Origin of the sequence: Mesorhizobium sp. B3-1-8 (assembly GCF_006439495.1) — a bacterium.
GTDB lineage: Bacteria > Pseudomonadota > Alphaproteobacteria > Rhizobiales > Rhizobiaceae > Mesorhizobium.
On sequence record NZ_VFTK01000011.1, the window covers coordinates 59,214 to 73,079 of the forward strand.

General features: G+C 64.7%; 16 protein-coding genes. 12 read left to right on the plus strand and 4 right to left on the minus strand.

Annotated features, from left to right (window positions below; genetic code table 11):
* Positions 1–24 precede the first annotated feature (24 nt).
* From FJ424_RS12450 to FJ424_RS12485, 8 genes are all read left to right on the plus strand, one after another.
* Positions 25–318: a 4a-hydroxytetrahydrobiopterin dehydratase gene (locus FJ424_RS12450; protein WP_140658625.1), complete on the plus strand. Its 294-nt coding sequence runs from the start codon at positions 25–27 to the stop codon at positions 316–318.
* 251 nt (positions 319–569) lie between these two features.
* Complete coding sequence (locus FJ424_RS12455; RefSeq protein ID WP_140658626.1) at positions 570–932, plus strand: YkvA family protein; 363 nt, start codon at positions 570–572, stop codon at positions 930–932.
* A gap of 257 nt (positions 933–1,189) precedes the next feature.
* Positions 1,190–1,693 (plus strand): invasion associated locus B family protein, encoded by a 504-nt coding sequence (locus FJ424_RS12460; RefSeq protein ID WP_140658627.1) that lies wholly within the window; start codon positions 1,190–1,192, stop codon positions 1,691–1,693.
* Between the two features lie 472 nt (positions 1,694–2,165).
* Positions 2,166–2,699 carry a sigma-70 family RNA polymerase sigma factor gene (locus tag FJ424_RS12465; RefSeq protein ID WP_140658628.1) on the plus strand — a complete coding sequence of 178 codons (534 nt, stop codon included), beginning with the start codon at positions 2,166–2,168 and terminating at the stop codon, positions 2,697–2,699.
* The gene (locus tag FJ424_RS12470; RefSeq protein WP_140647857.1) at positions 2,686–3,471 is read left to right on the plus strand and encodes a hypothetical protein; all 786 of its coding nucleotides are present in this window, start codon (positions 2,686–2,688) and stop codon (positions 3,469–3,471) included. Before FJ424_RS12465 ends, FJ424_RS12470 begins: the two co-directional genes overlap by 14 nt.
* A gap of 96 nt (positions 3,472–3,567) precedes the next feature.
* Positions 3,568–3,858 carry a hypothetical protein gene (locus FJ424_RS12475; protein WP_140658629.1) on the plus strand — a complete coding sequence of 97 codons (291 nt, stop codon included), beginning with the start codon at positions 3,568–3,570 and terminating at the stop codon, positions 3,856–3,858.
* 120 nt (positions 3,859–3,978) lie between these two features.
* The gene (locus tag FJ424_RS12480) at positions 3,979–4,530 is read left to right on the plus strand and encodes a hypothetical protein (protein WP_140658630.1); all 552 of its coding nucleotides are present in this window, start codon (positions 3,979–3,981) and stop codon (positions 4,528–4,530) included.
* Positions 4,531–4,563: 33 nt separating this feature from the next.
* On the plus strand, positions 4,564–5,322 hold the full coding sequence (locus tag FJ424_RS12485) for a DUF4336 domain-containing protein (RefSeq protein WP_140658631.1): 759 nt from the start codon (positions 4,564–4,566) through the stop codon (positions 5,320–5,322).
* Positions 5,323–5,343: 21 nt separating this feature from the next.
* Here the strand turns inward: FJ424_RS12485 and FJ424_RS12490 are convergent, their stop codons facing one another.
* Entirely contained in the window at positions 5,344–6,696 is a 1,353-nt protein-coding gene (locus FJ424_RS12490; protein ID WP_140658632.1) for a chloride channel protein, read from the minus strand.
* 137 nt (positions 6,697–6,833) lie between these two features.
* Positions 6,834–7,133, minus strand: coding sequence for a hypothetical protein (locus FJ424_RS12495; protein ID WP_140647862.1), 300 nt, complete (start codon positions 7,131–7,133; stop codon positions 6,834–6,836).
* Positions 7,134–7,464: 331 nt separating this feature from the next.
* Between FJ424_RS12495 and FJ424_RS12500 the strand changes: the two genes are divergently transcribed.
* The 3 genes from FJ424_RS12500 to FJ424_RS12510 all read left to right on the plus strand — a co-directional run bounded on the left by FJ424_RS12500 (position 7,465) and on the right by FJ424_RS12510 (position 10,695).
* Positions 7,465–8,895 (plus strand): DHA2 family efflux MFS transporter permease subunit, encoded by a 1,431-nt coding sequence (locus FJ424_RS12500; protein WP_140658633.1) that lies wholly within the window; start codon positions 7,465–7,467, stop codon positions 8,893–8,895.
* Positions 8,896–8,998: 103 nt separating this feature from the next.
* Positions 8,999–10,231: a 23S rRNA (adenine(2503)-C(2))-methyltransferase RlmN gene (rlmN, locus tag FJ424_RS12505; RefSeq protein WP_140658634.1), complete on the plus strand. Its 1,233-nt coding sequence runs from the start codon at positions 8,999–9,001 to the stop codon at positions 10,229–10,231.
* The gene (locus tag FJ424_RS12510; protein ID WP_140658635.1) at positions 10,228–10,695 is read left to right on the plus strand and encodes a hypothetical protein; all 468 of its coding nucleotides are present in this window, start codon (positions 10,228–10,230) and stop codon (positions 10,693–10,695) included. The genes rlmN and FJ424_RS12510 overlap by 4 nt, the downstream gene beginning before the upstream one ends.
* Positions 10,696–10,698: 3 nt before the next feature.
* Here FJ424_RS12510 and FJ424_RS12515 read toward each other — a convergent pair whose 3' ends face one another.
* Positions 10,699–11,340 (minus strand): LysE family translocator, encoded by a 642-nt coding sequence (locus FJ424_RS12515; protein ID WP_140658636.1) that lies wholly within the window; start codon positions 11,338–11,340, stop codon positions 10,699–10,701.
* A gap of 183 nt (positions 11,341–11,523) precedes the next feature.
* Between FJ424_RS12515 and FJ424_RS12520 the strand changes: the two genes are divergently transcribed.
* Positions 11,524–12,744 carry an argininosuccinate synthase gene (locus FJ424_RS12520; protein ID WP_140658637.1) on the plus strand — a complete coding sequence of 407 codons (1,221 nt, stop codon included), beginning with the start codon at positions 11,524–11,526 and terminating at the stop codon, positions 12,742–12,744.
* Between the two features lie 270 nt (positions 12,745–13,014).
* Here the strand turns inward: FJ424_RS12520 and FJ424_RS12525 are convergent, their stop codons facing one another.
* Positions 13,015–13,818 (minus strand): lytic transglycosylase domain-containing protein, encoded by an 804-nt coding sequence (locus FJ424_RS12525; RefSeq protein ID WP_140647868.1) that lies wholly within the window; start codon positions 13,816–13,818, stop codon positions 13,015–13,017.
* Positions 13,819–13,866: the final 48 nt, after the last annotated feature.

Below are 13,866 nucleotides of genomic sequence, written 5' to 3' on the forward strand. Positions count from 1 at the left end.
TCTCGAATAGCACGGGAGCCCGACATGACCAGAGAAAAACTCAGCAAGGAAGCGATCACGGCGGCGCTCGCCGAACTCGAAGGCTGGTCGCTCGCCGCCGACGGCGCTTCCATCAAACGCAGCTTCGTCTTCAAGAATTTCTCCGAAGCCTTCGCCTTCATGACGCGCGTGGCGCTGGCGGCCGAAAAGATGGACCATCACCCGGACTGGTCGAATGTCTACAAGACTGTCGACGTGACGCTGAACACGCATGACGCAGGCGGCGTGACGGCGCTGGATATCGAGTTGGCAAGGCAGATGAACCGATATTTCGGCTGAGTCGAAAAGACTCGCCTTTCTTCGTCATTCCAGGGCGAAGCAAGGAGCGAAGCCCGTGGATGACGATGGGAAGGATGCCTCGGCCAATCGCAGAAACTAGGCGATCGCCAGCCGGGTCACCGCTGGCCAGCATCCCTTTCCGATTTTCCGGCCAAGCAACCGCCCAAACTCTTGTAGCAGCCCCCCGCTTTCACCACATTTTCACGCGGTGGGCCGGCGCAACGATGCGACCGGTCGCCAAGGAGCGACTGATGACGCAAGGTACCGGTTTCGATTTCTTCGGCTTCGGCGACAAGCTTGCCGGCGAGGGCGAGGTCCGCGAGAAATTCTGGCGCACCGCCAGGAAGGCGGCGCGGCAGATTCCGTTCATGGACGAGGTGGTCGCCGCCTACTATTGCGCCATGGACAAGGGCACGCCGATGCGGGCCAAGGCAATCCTGCTCGGCGCGCTGGGTTATTTCGTCCTGCCGTTCGATTTCATTCCCGATTTCGTCGTCGGCCTCGGCTTCACCGACGACCTTGCCGTGCTGACCGCAGCGATCACCGCCGTCAGCGCCCATATCACGCCTGCCCACAGGCAGGCCGCCAGGGACGCGCTGGCGGACAAGAACTGATCTCGCCTCGCCTCACGCCCGTAAATCAGCGCGTGCGAAAAGACAAACTCTTGCCGTTTTCGTGGCATCCAACTCCGCGCCGGGACGTCGCGCCGGCCTCAATCCACAGTGGCGGCGCGGATGGTGGCGGTTTCCTGGGGTGAGTTCCTTTTCTTCGAGGACAATTCACCGTTTGGTAACCCTGATTAAATCAAAATGAAGCGACGGCAGGACGCCACGCGGCCCGCCTCCGCACCATTTGGAATACGGGAAGAACGATGCGCGGATTGATTGCTATAGTTTCCAGCCTGGTCCTGGTGGCCTCGGCAGTGCCGGTGTTGGCGCAACAGGCGACCAAGATCGGCCAGCACAATGCCTGGGGCACCTACAGCTATCAGTCGGCCGCCGGCAAGGTCTGCTATGTGCTGACCGTGCCCACCGACAAGCAGCCGGCGACGCTCGACCATGGCGACATGTTCTTCTTCGTCAGCCAGCGGCCCGGACAGCAGGTCTCCTACGAGCCGCAGTTCATCGCCGGCTACAACTTCCAGGAAGGCTCGAAGGCCACCGTCACCATCGACAAGAAATCCTTCTCGATGTTCACCCGCGGCAAGTCGGCCTGGGTCGAGAACGCCGCCGAAGAGCCGGTGCTGATCGCAGCCATGAAGACCGGCTCCGACATGAAGGTGCAGGCGAAGTCCGGCCGCGGCAACCCCACCTCCTACGTCTTCTCGCTCAAGGGCATCTCGGCCGCGCTGTCTTCGATCGCCAAGTGCAAATAGGCAAGAGCCACAAACCGCCAAAACGACGAATGAACTGACGCAAGGCCGGGCCACCAGGTCCGGCCTTTCCCTTCAGCTTGCCTTGTATCCGCGCCGGTTCGTCTCGGCGGGCGGCGTCGGCGAGGCACGGCCGGGAATTCATACCCGCGGCCAATCGCCCGGAAAAATTTCGCGGCCGACGGAATAGTTTCCCGCCGAGCCCGGTAGATAGCGCAAAGAGGGAGAACACGTTTTGACGCGGCCCGTCATTTTCAGGGCCGCGCCGGAAACAGGGAGCGGCGGCAAGCACTGGGGGATGAGTGTCTTTCAGGGCTTGCAGTCGGGAGGAGCACGCTCCCAGCCGGCCCAGCGGTTGCCTGTCCCCCTGTCCCTGACCGCTGGGCCGCTTTTCACGCCGGCTTTGGCTGGACAGCGCAGTAAGGTAGGCCCGGCTTGCGCCAACACGGGCATGAGACGGGCGGCATGAGATGGGATGAAAGCGAAGTTCGACGTCATACCGCACCTGGAGGATCTGTGGCGTTACGGCAGAGTGCTCACCGGCAATGATTCCGACGCCGATGACCTTGTACAGGAATCTCTCGCCCGTGCGTTGTCGATGGCCGGCAGCTACGATCCCTCCCGGCCGCTGCTTCCCTGGCTGATCAGGATTGTCCGCAACACCTTCTTCACCGGTGCCAGTCAGGCCGATGCCGACAGGCGGCGCCTTGCGTCCATCGCCGACATGTCGGATGCCGCCTCGCCGCCGCCGCAGGAGCACAGCGCCGAACTTTCCAACGTCGGCAGGGCCCTCGCCCGGATGCCGACCGACCAGGCCGAAATACTGCACCTGGTCGGCGTGCTGGGTTTTACCTATTCCGAGGCGGCCGAACTTCTGGGCGTGCCGACGGGAACCGTGATGTCCCGTCTCAGCCGGGCTCGCGCTGCCTTGAAGCACAACATGGAAAATATGGATGACGGAGCTTCCCGTCATCTGAAGATCATTGGAGGGCGTGATGTGGCCCGATAGTCGCGTTTCCGAGCAGGATATCGGCCGCTTGCTGGATGGCGAGCTGTCGCCGTCGCAGCGATCCGAGCTGCAGGCCCGGCTTGCCCGCGAGCCGGAACTGGCAGCGGAGGTCTTTGCCCACGCGCAACGCATGGAAGCGTTGCGCGATTCCCAACCAAGGCGATTGTTTCCGCCCGGCGCGACCGTCGACAAGGCGAGACAGCTGGAACAGGCGCTTCGCCGCAGACGGATGTTCGCGATGCTCCGACTTCAGGTCGCCGCCGTCGCGCTAATCGCGATCGGATGGTCGGCCAACTCGCTGACCGTGCCGCTTCGCCAGGGCGGCAAGACGGCGGATGAAACCTTCATCCTGGCCGCGCGGGATGCGCTGCGCGTCGCGCAACTCAATGCCGGTCCCGAAAAGGGCGTCGAGCTCAAACAGGACAAGATCCAGCGGCTGGTTGGCGCCGTCAACGTCAGCATGCCGACGCTGCCCTCGGCATGGGTGGTCAAGGATGTCCAGGTGCAGCCCTGGAACGGACAGCAGAGCCTGGTCGTGACGGCCGATACACCAAGCGTCGGGCGCATCACACTTGTGGCGGCTCCGATGAACGGCGAGGACGCCGTTCCCCCGACGCCTGCCACCGACGGCCGCGTGCCGACGGTTTACTGGCAGTCTGGGGGTACCGCCTATGCGCTGATGGGGTCCGCCGCGCCGGATCGGCTCGAAGTGGAAGCAAAGCAGATCGAGGTCGCCACGCGCCGGAGCGTCGCGCCCAAGACAAGAGGCTGATCGCGGCCGCCGGCTGCCGGACAAGGGAGACAGAATGCACGCGAAGCTGGAATTCACGATCCGCCGATGCCGCATGCCGTCGGATAAGTCCGCGCGATGAAACTCCTGCCGTTCGAAAGGAGATACTATCCGTCCACCTGTCCCGTTTGCGCCGGAGTGGCCCTGGAAGCCGAGGTCATGCTGCGCAAGGTGGAGTTCCAGTGTGCCGCCTGCGGGCCATTCGAGATCACCTCCGCTGCTCGCACCGCGATGAAGGGCCTATCGCAGGAGCACCGCCGATTGTGGCTGTCGCAAGCGCGGCTGCCGAATTCGACCGTCCCCCTGATTGCCTGCGCGAACGAGATGCTGTCGCAGGTTACCGGCTCCCCAGGTGACCCGGAAAGGTGACCCGGGAAGCGCTGCGCGCGGGCGCTTGCCGATGGCCCGGCATCTCGGCTTGGAGGTTGCCGGGCCGTTTTCGCGCAAGAAGAGATGAGCACGGCTTCATCGACCAGGGACTTATTTGCGATGCGCAGATTGGAAGACTACGAGGAAATCGCACTGATCGGTTATCCTTGCGATGGAGAATATATCGCCGTGATGACGAATGGCGGGCAGCGGAACTGGCTGCTCGGCGGCGAGCTCTGCGAATGGAACGGCGCCATCCTCGCCGATCAAGCCGCTGCCTTGCTCCGATATTATCCGCGGGGGTCGCGCCTCGTCCTCGTTACGATCAAAGGTGACAGCCTCGTTGCGATCCGGGACTGCGACACCGCCACGGGCCCGGCAAAGTCGCAGGCGACTGCGAATGCAAAACCGGGTGAAGGGCAAGCCGGTCCGGCCGAGGACGCGCGGCTCGCCGATTTTCGCGCCGCGGCGATGCTGCGCGATTCCGCGTCCATGTCGTTCGACCCGGCCACCGAAATTGCGCTGTCGACGATCGCGGCGCGCATGAAGCTCGGACGCATGGAATTAATCCGTGTCGCGCTTCGCGAGTGGCTGGCGATGCGTGCAGCCATGTGCTTCCCTCCAGACGAAGGCGCGCCATATGGCTCGCAGGCGCCGGACGGTTTCGGCTGACCGCATCGCGCTTCGAGTTACCGCCGAGTAGCCATGCCCCAGGAATCGCCCGCCGACAGGTCCGCTCTCGATCTCTATGAGCCGATCGATGTCCTGAAACCCGTCGCTCCCGATCTGTGGATCGTGGATGGACCACGGATCGGCTTCGGCGTCGGACCGTTTGAATTTCCTTTCACCACCCGCATGACAGTCGTGCGGCTTCGCAGTGGCGACCTGATCCTGCATTCGCCCGTCGCGCTTGCGCCCGCGCTCCGGTCCGCGGTCGAGCTTCTGGGGCCGGTCCGCTTCCTGGTCGCGCCGAACTCCCTTCACTACTGGTGGCTGCCCGACTGGAAGGTCGCCATGCCTAGGGCGGAGGTTTTGGCCGTGCGCGGCCTGCGGGAACGGGCAAAGCGTCCTATCGCCGTGGACCGGCTGCTGGTGGGGCGCGCCTCGCCCTGGCCCGCTGAGATCGACCTTTTGGTCGTGCGCGGCGACGTCCTCACCGAGGCCGTGCTGTTCCATCGCGCATCGCAAACGCTGATCCTCACCGACCTGATAGAGAACTTCGAGCCAGGCCGGATTCATAGCTGGTTTCTGCGATTGCTCGTCAGGCTCGCCGGCGCGATCGATCCGGACGGCAAGGCGCCGGTCGACATGCGGCTGAGCTTCTTTCGCCGTCGTCGGGCCTTGCGGGCGGCGGTTCACCAGATGCTCGCTTGGCAGCCGGAGCGCGTCATAATCGCGCATGGCCGATGGTATGACAAAGACGGCGCCGCCGAACTCAGGCGCGCGTTCCGTTGGGTTTTGTGACGACGACCCACCTTCGAAGCGCTACGCCTTGACTGATTCGCTCGTCTCCGCGCGCCGCCGCCGGATTGCCTCGGCGATGAAGACGCGCGACAGCGCGTGATAGAGCGGCTCGTGCGAGATCAGCCGCGCCGTGCCGTAGCCCAGCACCGCCGCGCACATCAGCGCGATCACATTGTCGTGGTTGCCGGTCATTTCGAGGATGATGACGAAGGCCGTCATCGGCGCCTGCACGACGCCGGCGAAATAGCCGGCCATGCCGAGCAGCGCCGCGGTTCCCGTGGCCGCGCCGAAGACCAAGCCGAGCGTGCTGCCCAGCCCGGCGCCCACCGCCAGCGACGGCGCGAAGATGCCGCCCGGTATCCCCGACACCATCGACAACAGGCCGGCAGCGAATTTCTCGACGAAGAAGAAGGCCGGCAGCGGCGTGCCTTCGATCGCGCCGCGCGCCTGCGTGTAGCCGGTGCCGAAGGTCAATCCTCCGGAGGCGATGCCGATCGCGGCCACGGCCAGGCCGCAGACAGCCGCCACGACCAGCGTGCGCGGCAGCGGCTGCAGCGCGTTCCAGCGCCGTATGCGGCGCATGACCTTCAGCGCCGAGAGCGAGAACAGCGCGCCGACACCGCCGCCGATGATGCCGCAGGCCAGCACCAGCGGCCAGTCGGCGGCGAAGGCGACCGTGTCCTTGGCGACGCCGAAATAGGTGTAGTTGCCGATGAGCCCGAGCGAGGCAAGGCCGGCTAGGATAACCGCCGTCAGCACCAGGCCGTTGGTGCGCGATTCATAGGCCCGGCCCATTTCCTCGATGGCGAAGACGATGCCGGCGAGCGGCGTGTTGAAGGCCGCCGCGATGCCGGCGGCCGAACCGGCAAGGATCAGGCCGCGCGCCTGCGCCATGCCGCCCCAGCGCGCCGCCTGCAGCATCAGCGAAGCGCCGACTTGCACCGTCGGGCCTTCGCGGCCGATCGAGGCGCCGCAGGCGAGGCCGACGATGGTGAGCGCGATCTTGCCCGCCGCCAAACGCAGCGACAGGATGTGGCTGCGGTCGTCCTCGTCGCGCAGATGCCGTGCCGCGATCGCCTGCGGAATGCCGCTGCCTTGCGATCCCGGGAAGAAGGAATGCGCCAGCCAGGCGCAAAGGACGAAACCGAGCGGCGTCACGAGCAGCGGCAGATAGAAGCGCCAGCCGCCGTCATTGCCCGTCATGAGATGGAACAGGGTTTGCGCGCGGTCGGCGAGCAATGCGAACAGGACGCTGATCAGGCCGATCGAGATGGCGCCGGCCCAGAAGACCAGGCGCGGCTGCCAGACGCGCCGCGACACCCACATCGCCTGTGAGCGCCGCAGCATACGATTCTTTCGGGATATGCCGGCCATGTCCGCCCTCGTGATGGAATTCAGCCCTAGCACAGGCTGAGGGTCGATCAAGACCGCGCAAGCGTAATCGTGCATGCGCTCAAGATTGTCCCGCCGGCTCCGATGCCCGCGGGAATGTCAGGCGGGCAAGGTGGATCTCACATCGCCATTTTTTCACATTCGGCCTGGGCCTTCTTGGTCGACGTATCGATCATGTAGGCTTTGCCCTTGGCGTCGGTGATCATCATCATGCAATGCTTGATGGGCTTGGCCATCTTCATCATATCGGCGCTCATCTTGGCGTCCGGCATCATGGTGCCCATGTGACCGTCCGGCATGATCGCGGTGACCTGCCCGCCCTTCATCATCGTCATGGCGCCCATCGTGTCCTCGGCAAAGGCCTGCGAGGCGCAAAGACCGGCGAGGCCGGCAACGAGTGCGAACTTGATCGAGTGCATCAGAACAACTCCCATTGTTGAGGGGCATGGTCGCCCCTTTCAGGTTCGCGGATGCGCTTCGATTGGTTACGCCAACACGAATATGTGATCGATTTTCAGCCGACCATGGCGGGAGCCAGCCCCGTTCCGCCCTGGCACAGGCGGCAGGGCTCAAAATTTGTTGACCCCTGTGCCAGTCGAAATCGCTATCGCTTCGCATCGATCGGGACATAAAGCATTCGGGTGCGGTGGGAAGGCCAAGCCGGCTGGGCCGCACGACATCGACGCCGGCTTGATCGTGGATGGCCCACAGGCGGGCCACCGCTTCCTGCACGACGGAACTGGCGGACAATTGGAACAGCATCTTTTTGCGACCGAGCGCGACCCGCGTCTCAAGCTGATCATCCCGGCAATCGTCGCCATCGCCTTCCTGATGGAGCAGCTCGATTCCACCATCCTCACCACCGCTATCCCGGCCATCGCGCAGAGCCTCGACACCACCCCGGTCCGGCTCAACCTGGCGATCACCACCTACATCCTGACGCTGGCGGTGTTCATTCCGGTCAGCGGCTGGTTCGCCGATCGGTTCGGCGCCCGCAAGATCTTCGCCCTGGCGCTCTTCACCTTCACCCTCGGTTCGGTCCTGTGCGGCGTGGCCGACAGCGTCGGCATGCTCCTGGCAATGCGCGCGCTGCAAGGACTGGGCGGCGCCATGATGACGCCGGTCGGGCGGCTGATCCTGTTGCGCTCCTTTCCGCGCAGCGGGCTCATCACCGCCATGACCTACATGACCTTGCCGGCGATCGTCGGTCCCGTCATCGGTCCGCTGCTCGGCGGCTTGCTGACCACCTATGCGTCCTGGCGCTGGATCTTCTACGTCAACGTGCCGTTCGGCCTCATCGGCATCTTCGCCGCCTTGCGCTTCGTCGACGATTTCCACGGCGAGGAGGCGCAGCCTTTCGACTTCGCCGGCTTCCTCATGGTGGGGGCCGGCGCCGCGCTGCTGCAGTTCGGCCTGGAGAATATCGGCAGGCCGATCATTTCCTCGCTGGCGACCATGCTGGTGCTGGCCGCGTCGGTCCTGCTCCTGCTCGCCTTCGGCCGCTATGCCCGCCGCGTCGCGGCGCCCGCGGTCGATCTCACGCTGTTTCGCTTCCGCTCCTTCTGGGTCGGCACGCTGGCCGGGGGGCTGTGCCGCATCGGCCTCAACGGCGCGCCGTTCCTTTTGCCGCTGATGCTGCAGGTCGGCTTCGGCATGAGCCCGGTCACGTCCGGCTCGCTGACCTTCGTCGGCAGTTTCGGCGCCTTGCTGATGCGGCCGCTGCTGTCGTTCTTCCTGCGGCGCTTCGGCTTCAAGGCCGTGCTGAGCGGCAGCGCGGTGGTCGGCTCTGTTGCCGTGGCGGGCTTTGCCCTGCTCGATGCCGACACCCCGCATTGGCTGATCGGCCTCTATGTCTTTTTCTTCGGCATCGTGCGTTCGGCGCAGTTCATGTCGTCCAACACGCTGTCCTATGCCGACCTGCCGGCGGAGAAGCTCAGCCGCGCCACCAGCCTCGGCGGCGTCCTGCAGCAGCTCAGCGTTTCGCTCGGCGTCTCGATCGCCGCCATGGTGCTCGGCCTCGTCTCCGGCCAGGCGCATGCGCCGACGGCGGACCAGTTCCATTGGGCGTTCCTGCTGACGGCGGTGATCCCGCTGCTTTCCATACCGGGGTTCTTCTTCCTGCATCCGGAAGACGGCCAGCAGGTCAGCGGCCATCGCCGCAAGGCGGAAGCCGACGCCTGAACCTGCGGGGCGCATGACTCCGTCGCCGAGCTGTGCTATGCGCCGCGCTTCCATCTGCGGCCGATGCTGAAATCGGCCGCAAATCGCTTATATTGGCGCCACCATGACCGTTTCGCTTGATCTTACCGCCGAAGGCGCTCGTGACGCCTTGCGCCGCGCAACACCGGCCGAGAAGCCGTCGCTGATCGGCCTGACCCGCGCCGAGCTCGGTGAAGCTCTCATCAATGCCGGCATCGTGCCGGAGCGTCAGGCCAAGATGCGCGCCCAGCAGCTCTGGCACTGGATGTATGTGCGCGGCGTTTCCGACTTCGCGCATATGTTCAACATCTCCAAGGACTTGCGCACCGAGCTCGACAAGCATTTCACCGTCGCGCGGCCGGAAATCGTCGAGGAGCAGATCTCTTCCGACGGCACGCGCAAATGGCTGTTCCGCTTTCCGCCGCGCGGCGCCGGTCGTCCCGTCGAGATCGAGACCGTCTATATTCCCGAGGAAGGCCGCGGCACGCTCTGCATTTCCTCGCAGGTCGGCTGCACGCTGACCTGCTCCTTCTGCCACACCGGCACGCAGAAGCTGGTGCGCAACCTCACCGCCGAGGAGATCCTGGCGCAGCTGCTCACCGCGCGCGATCGCCTCGGCGACTTCCCCGACCGCGACACGCCGGACGGCGCCATCGTGCCGGCCGAGGGCCGCAAGGTTTCCAACATCGTCATGATGGGCATGGGCGAGCCGCTCTATAATTTCGAGGCGGTGAAGAAGGCGCTGCTGATCGCTTCCGACGGCGACGGCCTGTCGCTGTCGAAGCGGCGCATCACGCTGTCGACCTCGGGCGTGGTGCCGGAGATCGCCCGCACCGGCGAGGAGATCGGCGTCATGTTGGCGATCTCGCTGCACGCCACCAATGACGACCTGCGCGACCTGCTCGTGCCGATCAACAAGAAGTTCCCGCTGAAAGACCTGATCGCCGCCTGCAAGGCCTATCCCGGCCTCTCCAACGCCAAGCGCATCACCTTCGAATATGTGATGCTGAAGGACGTCAACGATTCCCTCGACGACGCCAAGGCGCTTGTGAAGCTGCTCAGGGGCATTCCGGCCAAGATCAACCTGATCCCCTTCAATCCCTGGCCCGGCACCAACTATCAGTGCTCGGACTGGGAGACGATCGAGAAGTTCGCCGACTACATCAACAATGCTGGCTACGCGTCGCCGATCCGCACCCCGCGCGGCCGCGACATCCTCGCCGCCTGCGGCCAGCTCAAGTCGGAGTCGGAGCGCATGCGCAAGGTCGACCGGCTGGCGCTCGAAGCCATGATGATCGCGGGACACGGCGAGGCGTGAGGCGCATCATCGCCTACCTCATCCGCTTTGCCGCCATCCTGGTCGGCTATGTCGTCGCCTCGCTGGCGGCCAGCACCTTCCTCAACGTCCTGGTCTTGGCGCATCTGGGCTACACGCCGGCCGATCCGGAGCCGACAGCCACCGCATCGCTCTACTTCTCGGTGCCTTTCGTGGCGCTGTTCGTCGCTTATTTCGCCTTCATGCCGGCGGCGGTCGTCATTTTGATAGCCGAGGTGCTCGGCCGCCGCGACTGGCTGTTCTACGCGCTCGGCGGCGCCGTCATCGCCATCGTCTTTCTCGGCTTCGTGCACAATCTCGGCGATGCGAATTTCGACATCACCGAAACCAATGCCAGGCTGGCCGTGATCGGCGCCGGCATGGTCGGCGGCATCTTCTACTGGCTCTCCGCCGGTCGCTGGGCCGGAAGCTGGCGTCGCGCGCCCTTGCTCGACGCGGAGCCGTGAACCCTACTTCGCCTGCGCGGTCAGTATCTTGAGCGCGAAGGCAGAGAACACGCCGGCGAACAGATAGTCGACCACGCGGGTGACGCGCGGGCTTGCCTTCATCGCCGCCGAGAACTTTTCCGCCGCCAGCACCATCGGCACCGTCACCGGGATCGACAGCATGATGAACATCATGCCGAGGAAGAACAGCTTTCCGGACGCGTTCGGATCGTGCGCGGAGACGAATTGCGGCAGGAAGGTCATGAAGAACAGGATGATCTTGGGATTGAGCAGGTTGACGCCGAGCCCGGCCGCCCAGCTGCGGAACAGGGAGACTTGCGGTCCCGTCCTCTTCTCCGGCGAGAAGGCCGAGCCCTTCGTCACTGCCTGCCAGGCTAGGAACACCAGATAGCCGGCGCCAAAAATCTTCAGGACGAAGAAGGCCATCGGCGAGGCGACGATCAGCGCCGAGATGCCGACCACAACCAGCGTGGTGTGGATCAGCGTGCCGGTGAGCGCGCCCGCCATCGAAGCAAAGCCGGTGGCGCGGCCCTGGCTCAGCGTGCGCGAGACGAACAGCGTCATGTCCGGCCCCGGCGTGATCGCCAGGATGACGGTGGCGATGGCGAACTGGATGAGCGTCGAAGTGTCGGGAATGAAGGACATGCGCGCGGCCCTGGGAGAGATCGCGCAGCCTATAACGCGACCATTTTTGCTCCGCCAGCGTCTGCCCGGGCAAACTTCTGGCCCAGCCTGTGCTGGAGCCAGGCCTCTGTTCGTCTCTTGCGCCGCCCGGAAAGGCCGTGATACCTCGCCCCGCGAAGCTCTTTTCCCGCGGAACCGCCAAAAATGTCCAAGATCAAGAACGTCAAGAAAGTCGTGCTCGCCTATTCCGGCGGCCTCGACACCTCCATCATCCTGAAATGGCTGCAGACCGAGCTCGGCGCCGAAGTCGTCACCTTCACCGCCGATCTCGGCCAGGGCGGCGAGCTGGAGCCGGCCCGTAAGAAGGCCGAGATGATGGGCATCAAGGACATCCGCATCGTCGATGTGCGCGAGGAATTCGTCGCCGACTTCGTCTTCCCGATGTTCCGCGCCAACACCGTCTATGAAGGCACCTACCTGCTCGGCACCTCGATCGCCCGGCCGCTGATCTCCAAGCACTTGGTCGAGATCGCGAAAGAGACCGGCGCCGACGCGATCGCCCATGGCGCCACCGGCAAGGGCAACGACCAAGTCCGCTTCGAATTGTCCGCCTATGCGCTCAACCCCGACATCAAGGTCATCGCGCCCTGGCGCGACTGGACGTTCAAGTCGCGCACCGATCTGATCAACTTCGCCGAGCAGCACCAGATCCCGGTCGCGAAGGACAAGCGCGGCGAAGCGCCCTTCTCGGTCGACGCCAATCTTTTGCACTCCTCCTCCGAGGGCAAGGTGCTGGAGGATCCGTGGAGCGAGCCGCCGGAATTCGTGCATCAGCGCACCGTTTCGCCGATGGACGCGCCCGATGCCGTCACCGAGATCGAGATCGAATTCCTCAAGGGCGACCCGGTCGCGCTCAACGGCAAGAAGCTGTCGCCGGCCACCATGCTGGCGGCGCTCAACGACCTCGGCCGCGACAACGGCATCGGCCGCCTCGATCTGGTCGAGAACCGCTTCGTCGGCATGAAGTCGCGCGGCGTCTACGAGACGCCCGGCGGCACGATCCTGATCGCCGCCCATCGCGCCATCGAATCGATCACGCTCGACCGCGGCGCCGCCCACCTCAAGGACGAGTTCATGCCGCGCTACGCCGAGCTCATCTATAACGGCTTCTGGTTTTCGCCCGAGCGCCTCATGCTGCAGGCGATGATCGACAAGAGCCAGGAAGACGTCGAAGGCACGGTGCGGCTGAAGCTCTACAAGGGCAATGTCATCGTCACCGGCCGCAAGTCGAAGAAGACGCTTTATTCCGATGCGCTCGTCACCTTCGAGGACGACCGCGGCGCCTACGACCAGAAGGACGCCGAAGGATTCATTCGCCTTAATGGCCTGCGGCTGCGGACGCTGGCGGCAAGGAACCGTCGCTGAAGCTGCTAATCTCCCCCCTTGCGGGGGAGATGCCCGGCAGGGCAGAGGGGGGTGTGAAGGATCGCTGCCTCTCTGATTTGCAGCTGGGCGCCAGCGTGAAAATGGTGAGGATTGCCGGACAGGCTGGAGGGACAGCACCCCCCTCTGTCCTGCCGGACATCTCCCCCGCAAGGGGGGAGATTGGCCATCATCCCGGCTTTCGCCAATCTCCGAGTCCAACAAAAAAGCCCGGCGTATGGCCGAGCTCCTCCGTGGAATGACCGATCTCGATCAATCCGCGTCGATCGCTTCGGCGATGCGGGCGATGGCCTGTTGATAGACGCTTGCCGAATTCCAGCCGGCGATTGCGCCCATATTGGCCTCATAGCTCGCGCCGGCGTGCCAGCCATGGCCCTTGAGGTAGTTGGCGGTGGAAGCCAGCGCCGTGTTGCGGTCGCGCAGGTTGCCGCTGCCGACGCCGTATTTCAGCACGTTTCCGGGCAGGAACTGGGTGTGGCCGATCTCGCCATGCATGGCGCCGACCGAGGCGGCGCTGAGCGCGCCGCGATCGACCAGCTTGAGCGCCGCGATGGCGTGCGGGGTGAAATAATCCGGGCGGCGGCAGTCATAGGCGAGCGTCAGGATGGCCGACACCGTGTTTTGGTTGCCCATCGAGGCGCCGAAGCCGGTCTCCATGCCCCAGATGGCCAGCAGCACGCCCGGCGGCACGCCATAGGTCCGCTCGATATTGGCGAACATCGCCGCGTTCGCCTTCTTCAGCGCACGGCCTCTCGAAATGATGGCGGAAGCGCCGCGGCGCTTCATGAACGCCTCAACGGAGCCGCTGAAAGCCTTGTGGATGGCGCGGTCGGCCGAAATCGTCCTTGTCGCGTAGGTCGCCCCGGCCAGCGCCGAAAGGCCCCTTTGGCCGACGCCGTTGGCCTTGGCCTCGGCGGCAAAGTCCTGCTTCCAGGCGTCGAAGCCGGCGCCGTTCTTGCCGCAGCTGGCCGCGGCCTCGGCGCCTGTCGCCAGCCCAAACATCGCCACCACCGCCGCGGTGGCCACGAAAATCCTTCCCTTGGCAAAAAATGCCATATCCGTCTCCTGGTTGCCTTGAATCACGTCCCGGTTGCGAATTTGCCA

Coding starts and splice junctions, on each gene's coding strand:
- FJ424_RS12450 (WP_140658625.1), top strand. CDS start 25: ATGACCAGAGAAAAACTCAGCAAGGAAGCGATCACGGCGGCGCTCGCC.
- FJ424_RS12455 (WP_140658626.1), top strand. CDS start 570: ATGACGCAAGGTACCGGTTTCGATTTCTTCGGCTTCGGCGACAAGCTT.
- FJ424_RS12460 (WP_140658627.1), top strand. CDS start 1,190: ATGCGCGGATTGATTGCTATAGTTTCCAGCCTGGTCCTGGTGGCCTCG.
- FJ424_RS12465 (WP_140658628.1), top strand. CDS start 2,166: ATGAAAGCGAAGTTCGACGTCATACCGCACCTGGAGGATCTGTGGCGT.
- FJ424_RS12470 (WP_140647857.1), top strand. CDS start 2,686: ATGTGGCCCGATAGTCGCGTTTCCGAGCAGGATATCGGCCGCTTGCTG.
- FJ424_RS12475 (WP_140658629.1), top strand. CDS start 3,568: ATGAAACTCCTGCCGTTCGAAAGGAGATACTATCCGTCCACCTGTCCC.
- FJ424_RS12480 (WP_140658630.1), top strand. CDS start 3,979: ATGCGCAGATTGGAAGACTACGAGGAAATCGCACTGATCGGTTATCCT.
- FJ424_RS12485 (WP_140658631.1), top strand. CDS start 4,564: ATGCCCCAGGAATCGCCCGCCGACAGGTCCGCTCTCGATCTCTATGAG.
- FJ424_RS12490 (WP_140658632.1), bottom strand. CDS start 6,696: ATGGCCGGCATATCCCGAAAGAATCGTATGCTGCGGCGCTCACAGGCG.
- FJ424_RS12495 (WP_140647862.1), bottom strand. CDS start 7,133: ATGCACTCGATCAAGTTCGCACTCGTTGCCGGCCTCGCCGGTCTTTGC.
- rlmN (WP_140658634.1), top strand. CDS start 8,999: ATGACCGTTTCGCTTGATCTTACCGCCGAAGGCGCTCGTGACGCCTTG.
- FJ424_RS12515 (WP_140658636.1), bottom strand. CDS start 11,340: ATGTCCTTCATTCCCGACACTTCGACGCTCATCCAGTTCGCCATCGCC.
- FJ424_RS12520 (WP_140658637.1), top strand. CDS start 11,524: ATGTCCAAGATCAAGAACGTCAAGAAAGTCGTGCTCGCCTATTCCGGC.
- FJ424_RS12525 (WP_140647868.1), bottom strand. CDS start 13,818: ATGGCATTTTTTGCCAAGGGAAGGATTTTCGTGGCCACCGCGGCGGTG.